Annotated in this window: 16 protein-coding genes and 1 riboswitch; of the genes, 3 read left to right on the top strand and 13 right to left on the bottom strand. The window is 43.7% G+C overall.

Features of this window, described 5'->3' with window-relative positions; genetic code table 11:
- Positions 1-46 precede the first annotated feature (46 nt).
- The 10 genes from FHS17_RS04595 to FHS17_RS04550 form a co-directional block, all read right to left on the bottom strand.
- Positions 47-1,315 (bottom strand): metal-dependent hydrolase, encoded by a 1,269-nt coding sequence (locus FHS17_RS04595; RefSeq protein WP_167275339.1) that lies wholly within the window; start codon positions 1,313-1,315, stop codon positions 47-49.
- Between the two features lie 162 nt (positions 1,316-1,477).
- Complete coding sequence (locus tag FHS17_RS04590; protein WP_167276424.1) at positions 1,478-2,677, bottom strand: MFS transporter; 1,200 nt, start codon at positions 2,675-2,677, stop codon at positions 1,478-1,480.
- 78 nt (positions 2,678-2,755) lie between these two features.
- Entirely contained in the window at positions 2,756-3,766 is a 1,011-nt protein-coding gene (locus FHS17_RS04585) for an ROK family protein (RefSeq protein WP_167275336.1), read from the bottom strand.
- Between the two features lie 123 nt (positions 3,767-3,889).
- Positions 3,890-4,867 (bottom strand): aromatic ring-hydroxylating dioxygenase subunit alpha, encoded by a 978-nt coding sequence (locus FHS17_RS04580; RefSeq protein ID WP_167275333.1) that lies wholly within the window; start codon positions 4,865-4,867, stop codon positions 3,890-3,892.
- A 62-nt stretch (positions 4,868-4,929) separates the two neighbouring features.
- Positions 4,930-6,030, bottom strand: a complete 1,101-nt coding sequence (locus tag FHS17_RS04575) for a BMP family ABC transporter substrate-binding protein (RefSeq protein WP_167275330.1) — start codon at positions 6,028-6,030, stop codon at positions 4,930-4,932.
- Positions 6,031-6,262: 232 nt separating this feature from the next.
- Positions 6,263-6,724, bottom strand: coding sequence for a DinB family protein (locus FHS17_RS04570; protein ID WP_167275327.1), 462 nt, complete (start codon positions 6,722-6,724; stop codon positions 6,263-6,265).
- Between the two features lie 81 nt (positions 6,725-6,805).
- Positions 6,806-7,483 carry a hypothetical protein gene (locus FHS17_RS04565; protein WP_167275325.1) on the bottom strand — a complete coding sequence of 226 codons (678 nt, stop codon included), beginning with the start codon at positions 7,481-7,483 and terminating at the stop codon, positions 6,806-6,808.
- 388 nt (positions 7,484-7,871) lie between these two features.
- A complete protein-coding gene (locus tag FHS17_RS04560) occupies positions 7,872-8,717 on the bottom strand; it encodes a bifunctional 5,10-methylenetetrahydrofolate dehydrogenase/5,10-methenyltetrahydrofolate cyclohydrolase (protein WP_167275322.1) in 846 nt (281 codons plus the stop codon).
- 58 nt (positions 8,718-8,775) lie between these two features.
- Positions 8,776-8,855, bottom strand: a riboswitch (ZMP/ZTP riboswitch).
- A 61-nt stretch (positions 8,856-8,916) separates the two neighbouring features.
- Positions 8,917-9,678, bottom strand: coding sequence for a (S)-benzoin forming benzil reductase (locus FHS17_RS04555; RefSeq protein ID WP_243865169.1), 762 nt, complete (start codon positions 9,676-9,678; stop codon positions 8,917-8,919).
- The gene (locus FHS17_RS04550) at positions 9,678-9,899 is read right to left on the bottom strand and encodes a hypothetical protein (protein WP_167275318.1); all 222 of its coding nucleotides are present in this window, start codon (positions 9,897-9,899) and stop codon (positions 9,678-9,680) included. The genes FHS17_RS04555 and FHS17_RS04550 overlap by 1 nt, the downstream gene beginning before the upstream one ends.
- A gap of 224 nt (positions 9,900-10,123) precedes the next feature.
- Here FHS17_RS04550 and FHS17_RS04545 point away from each other — a divergent pair, with 224 nt between their 5' ends.
- The 3 genes from FHS17_RS04545 to FHS17_RS04535 are packed head-to-tail and all read left to right on the top strand — an operon-like array spanning position 10,124 to position 11,989.
- Positions 10,124-10,978 carry an ABC transporter ATP-binding protein gene (locus FHS17_RS04545; RefSeq protein ID WP_167275314.1) on the top strand — a complete coding sequence of 285 codons (855 nt, stop codon included), beginning with the start codon at positions 10,124-10,126 and terminating at the stop codon, positions 10,976-10,978.
- The gene (locus FHS17_RS04540) at positions 10,971-11,624 is read left to right on the top strand and encodes an ABC-2 transporter permease (RefSeq protein WP_167275309.1); all 654 of its coding nucleotides are present in this window, start codon (positions 10,971-10,973) and stop codon (positions 11,622-11,624) included. The genes FHS17_RS04545 and FHS17_RS04540 overlap by 8 nt, the downstream gene beginning before the upstream one ends.
- Positions 11,624-11,989 carry a GntR family transcriptional regulator gene (locus FHS17_RS04535; protein ID WP_167275305.1) on the top strand — a complete coding sequence of 122 codons (366 nt, stop codon included), beginning with the start codon at positions 11,624-11,626 and terminating at the stop codon, positions 11,987-11,989. The genes FHS17_RS04540 and FHS17_RS04535 overlap by 1 nt, the downstream gene beginning before the upstream one ends.
- A gap of 75 nt (positions 11,990-12,064) precedes the next feature.
- Here FHS17_RS04535 and dgoD read toward each other — a convergent pair whose 3' ends face one another.
- The 3 genes from dgoD to FHS17_RS04520 all read right to left on the bottom strand — a co-directional run bounded on the left by dgoD (position 12,065) and on the right by FHS17_RS04520 (position 15,986).
- A complete protein-coding gene (gene dgoD / locus FHS17_RS04530) occupies positions 12,065-13,213 on the bottom strand; it encodes a galactonate dehydratase (protein WP_167275301.1) in 1,149 nt (382 codons plus the stop codon).
- Positions 13,214-13,372: 159 nt separating this feature from the next.
- The gene (locus FHS17_RS04525; protein ID WP_167275297.1) at positions 13,373-14,782 is read right to left on the bottom strand and encodes a YfcC family protein; all 1,410 of its coding nucleotides are present in this window, start codon (positions 14,780-14,782) and stop codon (positions 13,373-13,375) included.
- Positions 14,783-14,786: 4 nt separating this feature from the next.
- Positions 14,787-15,986 carry a M20 family metallopeptidase gene (locus FHS17_RS04520; protein WP_167275293.1) on the bottom strand — a complete coding sequence of 400 codons (1,200 nt, stop codon included), beginning with the start codon at positions 15,984-15,986 and terminating at the stop codon, positions 14,787-14,789.
- Between the last annotated feature and the right edge of the window lie 102 nt (positions 15,987-16,088).

The raw sequence follows: 16,088 nt of genomic DNA, 5'->3' as shown, positions 1-16,088 counted from the left end.
TGCCGGATTATCCGACAGCTTTGTATCACCCTATTATTGTGTTTTATCATTTTCTTTTCACAAATTCTTGTCCATTCCAACTAAACATATCCTCGACATTACTGCCTGTTGCATTATCGTAATAGGACCTCTTAAATGTGGTCGCATCTACCTTTTCCAAATAAGTGGAATACCTCGAATCACTTGCCCCAATGAACAATTCGTTCATACCACTTACCTTCAGTTCTTTGAACTCATTTCTTGCCGTCAAAGTAAACAGCTTATAATAATTCCCGTTGCTGGTCCCGTATTGCCCAATCGTAAAATCAATACTTCCATCTCCGTTGTAATCATCGAATGCAAGGTTAAAAGTCGAATTAAACAGCAATGCTTCCGTAAAAAAATCATTCAGCCTTACTTCAGTAATTGCATTGCCACTATCGTCTCGTAAAACAATCTCAAATTCCCCAGTCAAGCTCGTCCCCATCAATGGTCCAGGAGACCAATCCTCCGAATAGGTTCCGCTCAACATCTCTATATTTAGAAAATACGGCTTATTCAGGTATTCATTTATATCATTCCGAGATATCGTCATTGCTCCTGTAACCGTGATGGGCTCGACAGGCAGCGCAGTATCAAATGAAATTGGAAACGGATTCTCATTATCAATCTGAATATCCGTAGCGAATAAGTTCGAATGGCCAAAAACACCCGTTTGATCCGTAGTAAGCATGAATCTCCATTCTCTCTTAAACTCATTTGGATACGTGGTCAACGACTGCACATGCTCCATTTGATACCTTTGCTCCAAGGCATTCTCCAGTTTGATTTTAAATCCGGCCATAGCGCCAAGATAGAGCAGCGAGATGATAACTCCTGCCCATACCACCTTTTTCCCGCTACGAAACCAAACACCAATGATCAGGGCTAGCAACAGCGGAGACAAAACGATAACATCATCACGCTGAACGATACTGAACTCATATTCATGCTCAATAATTGGATACAGGAACGCTACCCCATTGCCTATGTAATCAATGAAGAGATGAGTACAAACGCAGATAGAAAATATGAGCCATTGCTGCTTGAAAGAGATTTCTTTCTGAAAGATCCGATAGATAAAGGCGCAGATCAAACCGGCTAAAGGCATCAGTATTACAGAGTGAAAGAAAATATCTCCGAAAAACTTCGTAAAATCAGGAAATAATCCTGCAAACCCGCCAATGAGCAGCAGCCAGCATCGCTTTAGGAAAGATTCCGGTACTTTCCTGCTGAGTACATATGCTGTGCTGGCGCCTGCTGCAAGATGAATTAGACTATGTAACAATAATTCCAATGTTCTCCCCCATTATCATAAGTATATTCCTTTATCTGTAAACGAGGGAGATTGTCGAAATGTTGCGGCTTACTGCTTCCGCCATTCAAGTCAGCACTCATGAGGTACTTTAAATAAAAAAGACACTATCCAGCTTGTCGGCTTGAATAGTGGCTTTTTCGGTTAGATGATTTCTTTTCGTTTGGATAAATAAAAATAGAGGATAAGTCCAGATACTGCACATAACGCTGCGCATAGGCCGATAAAGCCATAGCCCGCTTGAAGTCCTCGTAGCAGACCGATCTCGGTATCTTCGCCAACCATATGTTTCACAACTTCAATAACTCCTCCGATGAGATAGTTACCAATTACGCTGCCAAGTCCCATCAAAGTAACTGTGAAGGTAATTGCTGTGTCGCTTTCTTTCGGATATCGCTTGGCGATGAACGCCATTACGGTCGGGTAGATCATAGCAATCCCAATGCCGGATGCAGCAAAGAGGAACGCCGTTCGCTCGCCTCCAGTAATTGCAGCAAAAGTGCAGATAGCAGAGAAGGCTGAGAATATGATTAGCGATAATACGAATCCGATTTTATCGGTCAACGGACCAAGCACAAGTCTTGCTATCGCAAAGCATAAGAAGAAGATGGACAACATACCCGAAGCATTAACGGTATCCCAGTCATATGCTTTCTCCAGGAAGTTGACCAGCCACCCTCCGACTGCTAATTCGGACACAACACCAAATGTTAGAACAAGAATCATTAACCACAACACTTTGTCTTTCAGCAACACTTTTAATGGAATACGCTCTTCATGTGAAAAGTCATCTCTGGGAAACTTACTTAGCAAAGCGAAGACAATCGGAATAACGGATAATAACAGTATAATGAGATACATGCCGCGCCAATCCAGGGTATGCCCACCGATCGTAACCTTCATCAGACCAGTTGCAATAAGCGGCGCAACCGTGGAGCTAAGACCATAAAAGCCGTGCGTCATATTCATCATCGTTCCTGTATTTCTTACAAAAATCCTTGCGCTTAGAATGGCTAAGCCGATCTCCAGCATCCCGTTACCGATATACATAAGGAAATAGGAAGCGGAAAACATCGTGTAATAATGGGAGAAGAAAATAAGCACTCCCGAACCTGCCATTGAAGCAAATGCAGTAACGGTCACCCACTTTATTCCCCATATTCTAGTCAGATACGCGGTAAAGGAACACGCAATTAAATAGCCTAGGGCATTTAAGGATAATAAGGTGCCAAGCTGTGATTCATCTAGCATAAAATCGTATTGAATGCGTGGGATGGCCGGTCCTTTAATATTTTCAGAAAATCCAAAGATAATAAATCCAATAAAGATGGTGGCCAGCTGCATCAAATAAATCTTGTTAATCTTGCTTTTTGTGTTCTCCACTTTAAGTGTGCTCCTAACTCGTTATCTTCTCCAAACGTCCTACAGTCGGTAGGTTAAGCTTTCCAAGGTTGCTGTCACCATACCTTTCATATATTCCTTGTGTATGTTGTTCTGCAGCATAAGCTGAGGCATATGCTCTTCCGGAATATTCATCAAGCAGCCCTTATAGAGCTTCTCCAGCTGTGATTCGCGAGGCAAATCGCCTGTAATCGCAATGGAAACCGGGTTAATGATCGCAATGATCGAGGTTAATGTCTGAACAGCCAGCTGGATAAACCCCTCATCCGTATGCAGTTGTTGCAGCTGCGCTTCTCGAGTCATACCAAATGGCAAAAAGGAGACCTCGCCGGCAAACGTTGTATTACCGGTTATGATCCGTCCATCTACGATAAATCCTGCACCAGGAAAATGGTTTCTCGGAAAGGTAACAACAGCAAACGTTTTTTCCTCCTCAAAATCTTGAAGATGATAGAAGCCGTATACCGTCATATTCATATCGTTTTCTATCGTAATAGGGATCTCATATTTATCTTCCAAATATGGCCCTAGCGCCTGTCCGGCCAGATTCGGAACATCACATACGCCGATCACACCTTGATGGACAACGCCAGGTATTCCAATTCCAATGGCCTGAACATTCTCATTGCCACTGATCATGGTCTCAATGAAGTGGTCGATCGTCTTCACGTCAATATGCGGAAGTTCAACGGTGGATTCATGGACCGTTTCACCGATCAGATTCACAATGCTGCAGCTGATGGAGTGAATGCCTCCTTCTGTTTTGACAAGCAGACAGATCACGCAGCCGAAATCTTCATTATACCTATATTGCTTCGCTGGCCTCCCTCCATTTGGCTTATCTGAATCCAATTCAATCACTTCGCCTATAGCGAGAAGCTCATTCAGAATCGTGCCGCATGTGGCTACGCTAAGCTTAGTTAGATTCGCTATCGAAGCCTTGGTTCCAACTCCTTGTGCTTTTAAAACATTCTTAACCAGCTCAACATTCATTTTTTTAATATGAACGGTGTTATGTGTGTGAGACGACATGTTCCGACTCCTTTATTACGACACTTTTTAAAACTATTTTAATAAGTGGAGTATACGGTTCCATTAGCCATAAGTCAACATGAAAAAAAGCCGCGTGGCTGCGGCTTTTTGTTTGCTTGCTATTTACTCTGTTCCAATCATAACGCCAAGCTCTTTCAGTCTGCGCCTGTAGGCGATGCTGACGCGATCACATTTGAGATGCAGCTCCGCCTGAAGATCAAGTGGCAGCAGCTCCGGCTTTTGCTCCTCAACAATTCGCTTATCCTGTTCAAGTAAAGTGTTCTGGAAGTCGATAAAGACTTGATCCGGTACATCAGGTGCGTAATTGCGAAGCTGCAGCATAAACGCCGTACAGGTCGTCTCCGTCTCCGGCAGCACGATTAGGAACAGATGGAATATTTCATCCGAACCTTCACTACGTTTAACAAGCTTCACGCAGCATGGGGTGTAAATCTCATAAATATACCGATTGTCGACGCCTACACCACGGCCATCCGGGTCCGGCTGATACACAACAATTTCGTCTGTGACAAGTGCTCCATCTACATCGCGCACACTATAGTCGTTAATTTCGGCAAATGCACTGTCACCCAGCAATCCTTCATGTACAAACATCAAGTGGGAGACATCCAGGAAATTCTCGACCACACGGGGTGCTGACGCCGTTACCGGATAAGGCCCCATCCAGATTGGCAGCAGCTCGTCATCCACCTTCCCTTTTAGCGGCGGGAGTTCCTCCCTTGGCTCACCGAGACACACCCACACAAATCCGTGCTGCTCTTGGCATGAGTAGGTATGTGTTTTTGCCTTTAGTGGTATCGCTTGGGATGCAGGCAGGGATGGGATACAGACACACCGGCCATCGCCATCATAACGCCAGCCGTGATAGGCGCAGACGATCTCATCATTCTCCACTCGCCCAAGCGACAACGGAACACCGCGATGGATACAAAGGTCCTTCATCGCCCGAATCCCTTGTTTTGTGCGGAATAAGACAACCTTCTCCCCAATTACAATAACCTGTTTAGGGGTATCTGTAATATCGGCTGCGATAGCAACCGGATGCCATTCATGAAGCAGTACAGGATCATTAAGTATCATGCCAGTCACCACTCTTCCCTTATCGTTGTTGATTTCACTTAGATGAAATTGAATGAATGCTTTTACTGAGGAATCGTGCCTACAATCCCTTTTACGAACCAGTTCATGTTCAAAATCTCATCAACTGTCATCGCTTTGCCTTGTGCTACTTTTTCCGCACCGCTCTGATCGGCAATTGGTCCAGTAAAGACATCAAATTTGCCGTCCAAAATTTCTGTTTTCTTTGCTTCGACCAAATCTTGTACATCCTGCGGAACGTTCTTGCCATATGGCGCGATGTCTGTAATACCATCCTTCATGGAACCAAAATAACTTTCCGTCTTCCATGTTCCATCCATGATCGCCTTCACCGTCTGTACATAATAAGGACCCCAATTCCACTTCGGATTCGAAATGTAATGGTCTGGCGCATATTTGCTCATATCCGAATCATTCCCGATTCCCCAGACTCCTCGTTCTGCAGCAGCTTGAATGCTGGCTGGTGAATCTTGATAAGCCGCAAGCACATCTACACCTTTATCCAGCAAGCTTGTTGCTGCTTGACGTTCAGCAGTTGGGTCAAACCACGTATTGCTCCATACTACATCTACCTTCGCTTCCGGATTAACGCTTTGTACACCTAGAGTAAACGCGTTAATTGTATAGATAACTTCTGGAATCGGATAAGCACCGACATAGCCCAGATGATTGTTTTTCGTCATTTTGCCAGCTGCCATCCCAACGAGATAAGCACTTTCATATTCCTTGCCCAGATAAGTGCTGAGATTATCCAAAGTCTTATATCCACTCGCGTGAAGGAACTTCACATCGGGATGCTTCTGTGCCACAGCATACATGGCATCCATATAACCAAAGCTAGTGCCAAAAATAATATCATTCTTCTCGGCTAGTTCTTCAAATACGCGTTCAGCGTCTGCTCCTTCAGGAACATTCTCCACTGTAGTTGCGGTAATGCCAAGTTCTTTTTCCATCATCTTACGTCCTTGATCATGCTCGTAAGTCCAGCCGCCGTCACCCGGTACACCTAGATAGACGAATGCTACGCGCGGCTTTTTCGATTCTGTTGCTCCCGTTTCTGCGGAATTGGTGTTCGTTGTTTCCTTTGAGCACGCAGCAGTGAAGACAAGCAGAGCTGCCGCAACAACCATCATGAGCTTCTTCATACGAGACCCTCCCCTATTTGCCGAACCTTATCTTTCGAAAAGCTTAGAGAAAATATAGGTCATTGTTAGTTATACGTCAATATTACTGACATTAAATATAGAGTAGTCACTAAAAAGAAGAGATTGATTTGTGCATGATGCACATTAACTGAAATTGCATGTCAGATTAACTATCGGAAAATAAAAAAGCTGCGGCGAATGGCCGACAGCTTCATGAATCATTATATTTTTTCTAGTCTTCCAATAGTTTGGGGGAGATTTGATGAAGGTGATGCTTCATATGCTCCAAATAATCGCTAATGAGCCATTCCAGAGTGTGCTGTTCTCCACTTGTAAGCCTTATTTGTTTAGCCCTAATCAGATTCTCTGGCACTGCCGTAATGACTCGTATCAGAGCACTATTTAAACTTGCCCATAAGGTGATGATCTCATTTACAGAAGCATCCGCATAACGCTGCGCTTCTACCCATTTATCTTGGTTGTACGGGGTTATGGCCAAGGGCTCTGAAGCGGACTGAGCTTGAATCATTCTTGTTAGATTATTTATAGCCGAATCACAGAGATGACCAAGAATTTGAAGGTTTGACCATTTTCCGACGGCACGTGGGGTTACCATCCTTTCTTCAGGCCATGCTTTTAGCTTATCTGGTATTGCCTTGATTAGCTTTTCAAGATGCGTAACAACACTCGTCACCAACAATCACTCCCTTTACCATTTCTCTTATCATAACACCCAGCCAATCCTGGCATTATGGGGAGAAATCGATAGGAGCCATCAATCGTTTTGATAACGCAAAGTAAATACAAGTGCCCATTCCGTCTTACTTAATGATTCGGAAGTAAGCTCTGCTGTGGACATGCTGTTAGCGCTCGAAGCCTGCACACCAAAGGCATACACAGTTTCAACGGCTGTAAACGACTTCTTCTCATTATGCTGAAGCAGTCCCTGCAAAGTCAGCTTGCTATCCCAAGGAATCGTTGTTGTTGCAAGACTTGAATTTCCTTTATCATGAACAACATTCACTTTAATCAGTCTTATTTCATCATTTCCCTCGATTGGAACTGTATCAACCGACATAATAACTTCGACTTCACCACTGCTCGGATTCTCCTCCGAACTGTACAATAGTTGACCAATTGAACCCTTCGTCGCTACCTTCTTTCCATTCTCCCAAACGTCCAGATCCAACCATACGTTTGGCTCACTTCCTTCATAAGACAATTTGAAAGCCCCTGACATCGTACCAAGGAAAGGCTTGAAAATCGCAGCATCTCCTGAAAATACATCAACAGGGGTCAATGTTATTTTGTTTTCCTTCACTTTTGTAGTGTCTTCAGTTACTTTGTTCTCTTCTGAAGTACCTGGTTTGTTATTAGTCACTGTTTGATTACTTTCATTAGTACACCCAGATATGACGAGTAAAATAATGAACAAACATATTGTTAGCCGCATTGTAAGTAAGCTCCTTTCAAGAGAATTGTTTATTAGGAAATTCTACCATATTATTTGACTGCTAAATAGAATGAAATGACAATTGAATAAGTTCTAAATGGCGTAAGATCCTGCTGGGGTCTTATACTGTGCTCATTATGCGAAACTAATAATCATAAGACCCTGTGAGGGTCTTATTTTCTTTATATTGATACAATATCAAGCTGACCTGTCCTCTCGAAGGTCCAATAAGACCCCACGAGGGTCTTACGTAGTGGTAGTTATGTGAATTTAGTAATCATAAGACCCTGCGAGGGTCTTATCGCTGCTCTGTCCAGGTGATATTCGAAAAAAAAGAGCTATACCATCGTCATTTTAATGACTAAAGGTATAGCCCTTTTGGAGTTTATTACCGTTTGCTTCTCTCCGCTGCCTCAACAGTATGCTTCAACAACATCGTAATGGTTACTGGCCCTACTCCAGCAGGAACTGGTGTGATAGCAGATACATGCGGGATGCATGCCTCAAAGTCAACATCTCCTACGTTGCCTGGATTATAACCGGCATCCAGCACAACAGCACCGGGCTTAATCCAATCGCCTTGAACAAATTTAGGCTTACCTACGGCAGCTACAACAATGTCGGCAGAACGGACATGTTGTTCCAAATTGCTCGTTCTTGAATGGCATGTTGTTACGGTGGCGTCTTTATTCAACAGCATAGCTGAGACTGGTTTTCCTAAAATCGGGCTGCGGCCAATCACTACAGCATGCTTACCAGCTATAGGCAGCTCATAATACTTCAGGATTTCCATGATCGCTGCTGGTGTACAGGAAGGAAACGCTGCAATACCAAACGCATTTTGAGCAAAGCCTTGCATCGTCACTCCGTCTACATCTTTATCTATGGAAATAGCTTCAAATGCGGCTCGCTCGTCGATATGACTAGGAACCGGATGCTGCAAAAGTATGCCATGTACGGATTGATCATCATTTAACTGCTTAATTGCGCGTATCAATTCTTCCGTAGTTGTTTCTTCAGGAAGTTCGATCCGAATAGATCGGATACCGACCCGTGAGCATGCATTACCTTTCATTCGGACATACGTTGCTGAGGCAGGATCTTCTCCAACAAGAATCGTTGCCAAACATGGGACGATATCTCTCTCCTTGAGCTTAGATACACGGCCTACTAATTGGTTCTTAATATCTATGGCAACTCGGTTTCCGTCAAGCAATAATGGACTTGATTTCATTAGCTGTCATCCTCTCCACTTGTTATAGAAAACAGAAAGAGGCAAGGAGAAATCTCCTTACCTCTGCCCAGGCGAACGGCCATATGAAGTATGTGCTCCACCGTGGTACTCCACGTCTCGCCAGTTACACATACTGAACGTTTGATTTTATTTTGCCAGAAACTATTCCGTAATTCAATAGCTAGCTGTAATTCTTATGTCATTTTGAATAATCGTAGATGTCGACAACTTCTCCATGCTCTATATCTTCTTTAAACAAAAAAGCAATGATCTGTTTCGCCGTTTCTTCAGGTGTAGTCAGCATTCCTGATTCCATGACCTGCTTAAACAACTCTACTGTCGGGAGCATAGCTCGGTCCATGCTTCTAGCTTCACTTTGCAAGCTGGTGTCAATCATACCTGGCCAGATGGATACAATCTTAACTGGAGCATTTGAGTTATTTTGTTCAAGTGCTACACTTTGGGTGAAAACATCTAATCCAGCCTTAGCCGCAGAGTACAAACTCATCCCTGGATGAAGATTTTTTGCAGATGCAGAAGAGATATTAAGAACCCTCTTCTCAGCAGCTAATTCCCTTGTATATTTAATAAAAAGAGAGGTTAGAAGAATTGGAGCGATCAGATTCACCTGTATATTACGTGTTATTTCACTGCTATCTGCTGCATCTATTGGGGCCACTGGCGCGATCATCGAAGCGTTATTGATGAGATAAAGCCCTTCTACTTGGGACTGATCAATTTGACTGAATATCCTCTCCATTAGGGCTTCAATCGCATCGGTTTGCACCAGATCGAACTCATAATAAGCCATATTCTCACTGTTGCTTATTAGAGCTGTATTCCTCTCCCGAGAGATACAATGTAGAAAATGACCTGATGAACGCAGTTGATAAGCGATGGCCTCTCCGATTCCTCTAGAGGTCCCCGTGATAATGAAGTGTTTCATCGTTGCTCCTTTCATTATTGCATCAACCAAGATATGAGGAATAATAAAGCACCTAGGATTAAGACAGTATAGAAGAAATACGCAAACCATCGCAGAACCTTAGGCATACTGTTTAAATCTGCTCTTTGGGCAGGTACACCCATTATTTTCTGATAGTGATCGGTCACATCATTAAATGAAGTTACTGTCGATGCTGCTTTTTCCTCGATAGGCTGTGCCTCATCCTTTTCACGCATGTTCACTAACCCCCTAGTATGGAACGATGTCATTTCATGACATCATTTTAAGCCTCATCGTATACACCTTTTCTATTTCAATCTGTATTTAATCAGTTAGACGCACATGAAGTTAATAAAGTTTCCATTTTTTTGTAAAGATATGGTTTGAGACATTGACTCCTAAAACCTCAAGTGATATATTGTGCATATACATCATACACAATTTAACGAGGAGGTACGTTATGCTGGCATTAGACATCAGAAATTTAAATAAAGCTTATCCAAATTTTCAGCTACAAAATGTTTCGTTCCAACTAGAAAAGGGTTATATCATGGGTTTTATCGGTGCCAATGGCGCAGGTAAAACAACGACAATCAAATCGATCTTGAATATGCTTCATATCGATAGCGGAGAGGTCCTTATACTGGGCAAAAATATTGCCGAACACGAAATCGAGCTAAAACAAGAAATCGGATACGCATTTGGCGATATCGATTTTTATACTCGAAGCAAAATCAAAACCTTGACCGATGTGATTAAGAAGTTTTATAAGAATTGGAATGATGAAACGTACTACAACTACCTGAGAAGATTCAAATTAGATGAGAATAAAAAAATTGCTGAATTGTCGACAGGTATGAAAGTGAAGTACAACTTAGCCCTAGCCTTATCTCATGGTGCTAAGCTTCTCGTTCTTGATGAACCAACAAGCGGTCTTGATCCGGTCGCAAGAGATAATTTATTGGAGATTTTCCAAGAGCTCGTTGTTGATGGTGAAGTCAGCATTCTATTCTCTACTCACATTACATCTGACCTGGAGAAATGCGCGGATTATATCACCTTTATCGTAAATGGCCAGATTGTAAAAAGTTCGGAGAAAGAAGAATTCATTGAATCCTATCGCCTGCTGAACGGGAAAGAAAGTCAGCTGGAACAAGTGAAAGATCAATTGATTTCCTATAAGAAAAATTCATTTGGCTTTACAGGCTTAATCCACTCCAAAGACTTTGATCCATCTTCCGAGATTAATGCAGCCATACCAAGTCTCGAGGAAATTATGATTTATTTCTCGAAAAAGGAGGATTCGTATGTATAATTTGTTGATAAAGGAGTTTAAAATAGGCGTACTTCCCACATTTTTAATTATGCCTGTTCTGACAGGAGCTCTAATGTTTGTTCCTGGCTGGATTTATTTTATTGTCCTTCTATATTTTTGCTGGATCACGATACCCAATATGTTTGCCGGGTTTAGATCGCAGAATGATTTGATGTTTACCTTCATGCTGCCTGTAACAAAAAAAGATATTGTGAAAGCAAAAGTGTATGTGATAGTCATCCTCGAACTCATGCATATCGTCATTGCAATGATCTTTGGTATGATCAGTAACGGATTATACTCGAATATCACCTACTATTTCTTCGAACCACATATGGGGTTCTGGGGATTATGTTTTGTCATGTTTGGTATCTTCAACATTATCTTTATAGCCAAGTTTTATAAAACAGCTTATAAATATGGCGAGGCGATATTCGTGGCAGTTGGGGCCGCTATGCTATTTGCCGGAGTTGCACAATGGTTAGGGATCCAGAGCCCATTTTTGCATGATATTTTTTATGGTGATGGTCTGGACAATATGGCCCTTCAAGCATCCATCCTCATTGTTGGAATTGCTATATTTATTGCATTCACCATGATAGCTTACCGAGTTGCGATTAAACGATTCCCGAAAGTGGAGATATAATGAATGTAGCTATTTCGAATTCGTCTGATAAACCGATCTATCAGCAGCTATTCGAACAAATCAGTGCTCAAATTCTAAAAGGCGAGTTAGAAAGCGGCTATTGTCTCCCCCCTATCCGTCAAGCCGCCCAAGAGCTGCGTGTGAGTATTATTACCGTGAAAAAAGCTTGGGAAGAACTTGAAAGATGCGGCTTAATCAATACCGTAACGGGGAAGGGTTGTTTTGTAGCCGAATTCTCACCCGATGAGATATTACAAATACGTAACGAAACGGTCTTAAAGCAGATGGTTAGTGATGCTTCCTACTACAAATCCTTTGGCCTTTCGATTGAGGAAGTCGTAGAGCTGTTAAAGAAGATTTATTAACTCCCCCAATTTAACATAAAAGAGGAGGTCCCAATCAAAAATTGGGGCCTCCTCCACGTTCCAGCTGCTATTCAATTACCATTCTGCAATGCTTCCGTCTTTGTGGCGCCACACGGGGTTTCTCCAGTTATGTCCGACGGCCGCCATCTTCCTCACATACTCTTCGTTAATTTCAATCCCTAAACCTGGACCCTGCGGAATTGCAACATGACCATCTTTATAGTCGAAAACAGTTGCATCCGTTATATAATCAAGCAAATCACTGGTTTCATTGTAGTGAATACCAAGGCTTTGCTCTTGAATGAACGCATTATGCGCTGTCGCATCAACCTGCAGGCATGCTGCAAGGGCGATCGGGCCTAATGGACAATGAGGTGCTAACGCAACATCATAAGCTTCGGCCATCGATGCTATTTTCTTACACTCTGTGATACCGCCTGCATGAGATAAGTCAGGCTGAATAATATCGACTGCCCCATCGCTAAGAAGCTGCTTGAAATCCCAGCGCGAGAACATTCTTTCACCGGTTGCAATAGGAATCGAGGTATGCTTAGCAAGCTCCTTCAAGGCTTCGTTGTTCTCGGACAGAACTGGTTCTTCGATGAACATCGGACGGAACGGCTCCAGCTCCTTGGCAAGAATCTTGGCCATTGGCTTATGTACACGTCCGTGGAAATCGATGCCAATTCCGATCGAGGAACCGCATGCTTCCCGAACAGCTGCAATCCTAGCGACAGCTGCGTCAATTTTGTCATAAGAATCGATATACTGCAGCTCTTCCGTCCCATTCATTTTAACTGCGGTAAATCCGGCTGCTACAACTTTTCTCGCTTCTTCCGCAACTTCAGTCGGCCGGTCCCCGCCAATCCAGGAGTAAACTCGCATAGTATCCCGGCAAGCTCCACCAAGCAACTGATAAACAGGTGCATTATAAAACTTACCTTTAATATCCCAGAGTGCCTGGTCAATGCCAGCAATGGCACTCATAATAATGGCGCCGCCCCGATAAAACCCTGATCGATACATCATTGACCAATGATCTTCAATCCGCAGGGGATCTTTGCCGATCAAATACTCCATTAATTCATGAACACAAGCCTTTACCGTTTCAGCGCGTCCTTCAACGATAGGCTCGCCCCAGCCTACTAATCCTTCATCCGTTTGAATTTTCAGAAACAGCCAACGCGGCGGTACTTGGAACAGTTCATAGCTTTGAATTTTCATAATAGCCTCCAGGAAAATGAATTGTTCAAATCATGCACAGCATCTTATTCCATCATAAAATCAATAGACTCCTAGAAAAGCATATCATGTCCACGGAACCTGCCACAATCAAAAAACGCGCCATCCAGCTGGACGGCACGTTTTATTAGAAAGATCGAACTAATAGTTAATCATATGAGCTACAACCATCAGAACAGCTCCGATTACAATCCACATCAGCATGAGCGGCCAGAAAAACTTGACCCACTTCTGATACGGAATGCCGGATACAGCCAGACTGCCCATCAGTGCCGAGGATGTCGGCAAAATCATATTCGAGAAGCCATCACCTAATTGGAAGGCTAGTACCGTGGTTTGACGTGTAACGCCAATAATATCTGCCAGCGGCACCATGATTGGCATCGTTGTTACAGCCATACCTGTACCTGATGTAATGAAGATGTTCATGACGTTCTGGAACAGATACATACCAAGCACTTGCACCGGTCCTGGAAGCTCGCCAACCAAGACGGATAAGCCATTTACAATGGAATCGATGACGCTGCCTTGATCCAGGACGACCATGATTCCGCGTGCAAAGCCAATAATCAACGCTCCGTAAGTAATCGCTTTAGCTCCCTTAACGAATTCCGTAGCGACTCGGCTTGGTCCATACCCAGCACAAAAACCACTCACGATACCCATCGTCAAGAATAACGCGGCCAGTTCTTCCATCCACCAATCTTTCTTGGATACACCCCAGACAAGTGTTGCAAAGCCTGCAATGATGACGATAATCGTCAAATAATGCTTCACCTGCATGCGTGGCAGCTTAGTCAAATCGAGTTCTTTTGATTCCACTTCACGTTCGAGATCAACAACGAGACTTTTCTCAGGATTCGCACGCACCTTGCCAGCGTAACGAATGATATACAAACTTGTAACCGCGATAAGGCAGATGAGCAAAATCACTCTCAGCCATGCTCCTGAGAACATGGGAACCTCAGCAATAGATTGGGCAAGTCCTACGTTGAACGGATTCAAAATTCCGGCCGTAAAACCACATGAAGCACCAAGTGAGACCATCGCTGTACCAGTCAGTGCATCGAACCCGAGTGCCCTCGCTACTGCTATCCCAATTGGTACGAATACCATAACTTCCGTCGACATACCCATCGTGAACCCAGCGATAGAGAACAGCATGATAAAGATCGGGATGACCCATCTGCCTTTATTCGAGAAGTTTCTAGCTACCCGCCCTGTGATTGCTTCGATCGTCCCCGTGGAAGAGATAATCTCAAATGTTCCCCCGATAATGAGGATGAAAAACACAACGTCCGCGGAGTCAATCAGTCCATGCACGATTAACTTAGGAATACTGAAGATACCAACGGGATTGGATTCTACCTCATGATAAGAATTAGGTACAACTAACGTTTTACCAGTCGCAGCATCCTCTACCCGATCAAATTCACCTGCAGGGACTACATAAGTCAGAGCTGCTGCCACTAGAACAAGGAAAATAAGAATAACATACGTATGAGGCATCTTAAACCACTTGCGGGATGTTGATTTAGTCGAGTCGTTCATTGCCTTATCCCCCATTTTTTTGTTTCTTCCACTCTTCGAATTCATCTCGCACGAGCTTCATCGCATCGCGGTCAGTGCAAAGGTCATAAACGGTCATAGCCAGCGCTTTGGCCGCATAATTCAACTGAGTCATACCTTCCTCTGAACCTGCCAATGCTGCGAATTCAGGCGTATGAGTAGTCGCGTCTCCAAGTCTGATGTACGGATGGATGACTGCGGTCACTTGACTGACATTGCCAATGTCCGATGATCCAACCCCACCTTTTTGCGGCGGATCACAAACCTCAAGTCCAAGCTCCTCTTCCAGATTGCGGGCAAATAGACCGGCTAACTCTTTATTGTTGTTCCGCTCGGCATAAATCAACCCTTCGTTAATATCAACGGTTGCGCCTACGCCTTCTGCCGCACAACGAACCGCACGATATACCTTTTCTCTAACGATCTCAAGCTCATCTACGGTAGATGCTCTCAAAATAAACACCGCTTCTGTTAGCTCCGGCACTACATTTGGCGCGTCTCCGCCTCTTGTAATAATGCCGTGGATCCGCACATCTTCCTTCATATACTGCCGCAGTGAATTAATCGCTACATAAGCATTAACAAGTGCATCGAGCGCACTGATTCCTTTTTCAGGCGAAGAAGAAGCATGGGCTTGTCTTCCGTGGAACGTAAACGTGGCATCTACACAGGCCAAAGCCCCTCGAAGCACCATCGTTTTGTTTTGAGGATGGACCATCATAGCCGCGTCAATCTCGTCAAAGACGCCATCATTGCACATGATAATTTTGCCGCCGCCCTCTTCTTCAGCAGGTGTACCCAGAACGATGATTTTACCTGGCAGCTCAGGATAAGTATCCTTCAGTGCCAAAGCCGCTCCAACTGCCGCTGTACCAATGAGGCTATGCCCGCATCCATGACCTAGTCCCGGAAGTGCATCGTATTCGGCCAGCAGCGCGATTGTTGGTCCGCCAGCCGTTCCTTCCCAGGTTGCACGGAAGGAGGTTTCTAATCCAGAGATCCCCTTCTCTACCGTAAATCCGGCTTCAATCAGCGGCTCGGTCAGCCATTGTTGTGCTTTATGTTCGTGAAAGCTAAGCTCCGGATTTGCATGTATGTTTAGTGAAAGCTCCCGCAGCTGCCTGTCACGTGCGTCAACTGCTTGCGCGATTTGAAGTTTCATTTCTTTGTCTTGTTGCTTGTTCATGATTATCCCACCTATTCGTTTCAACCCGTATATTTATGCATCAATATGTATCAAATAATAAGGAAATAGTCCCGATAAGTACAATTAATTGTTTTTTGGGAT

It is taken from the genome of Paenibacillus lupini (assembly GCF_011761355.1).
In the GTDB taxonomy this organism is placed as follows: Bacteria; Bacillota; Bacilli; order Paenibacillales; family Paenibacillaceae; genus Pristimantibacillus; species Pristimantibacillus lupini.
The sequence above is the reverse complement of the archived record's forward strand: the minus strand, read 5'-3'. Positions and strand labels throughout refer to the sequence as shown.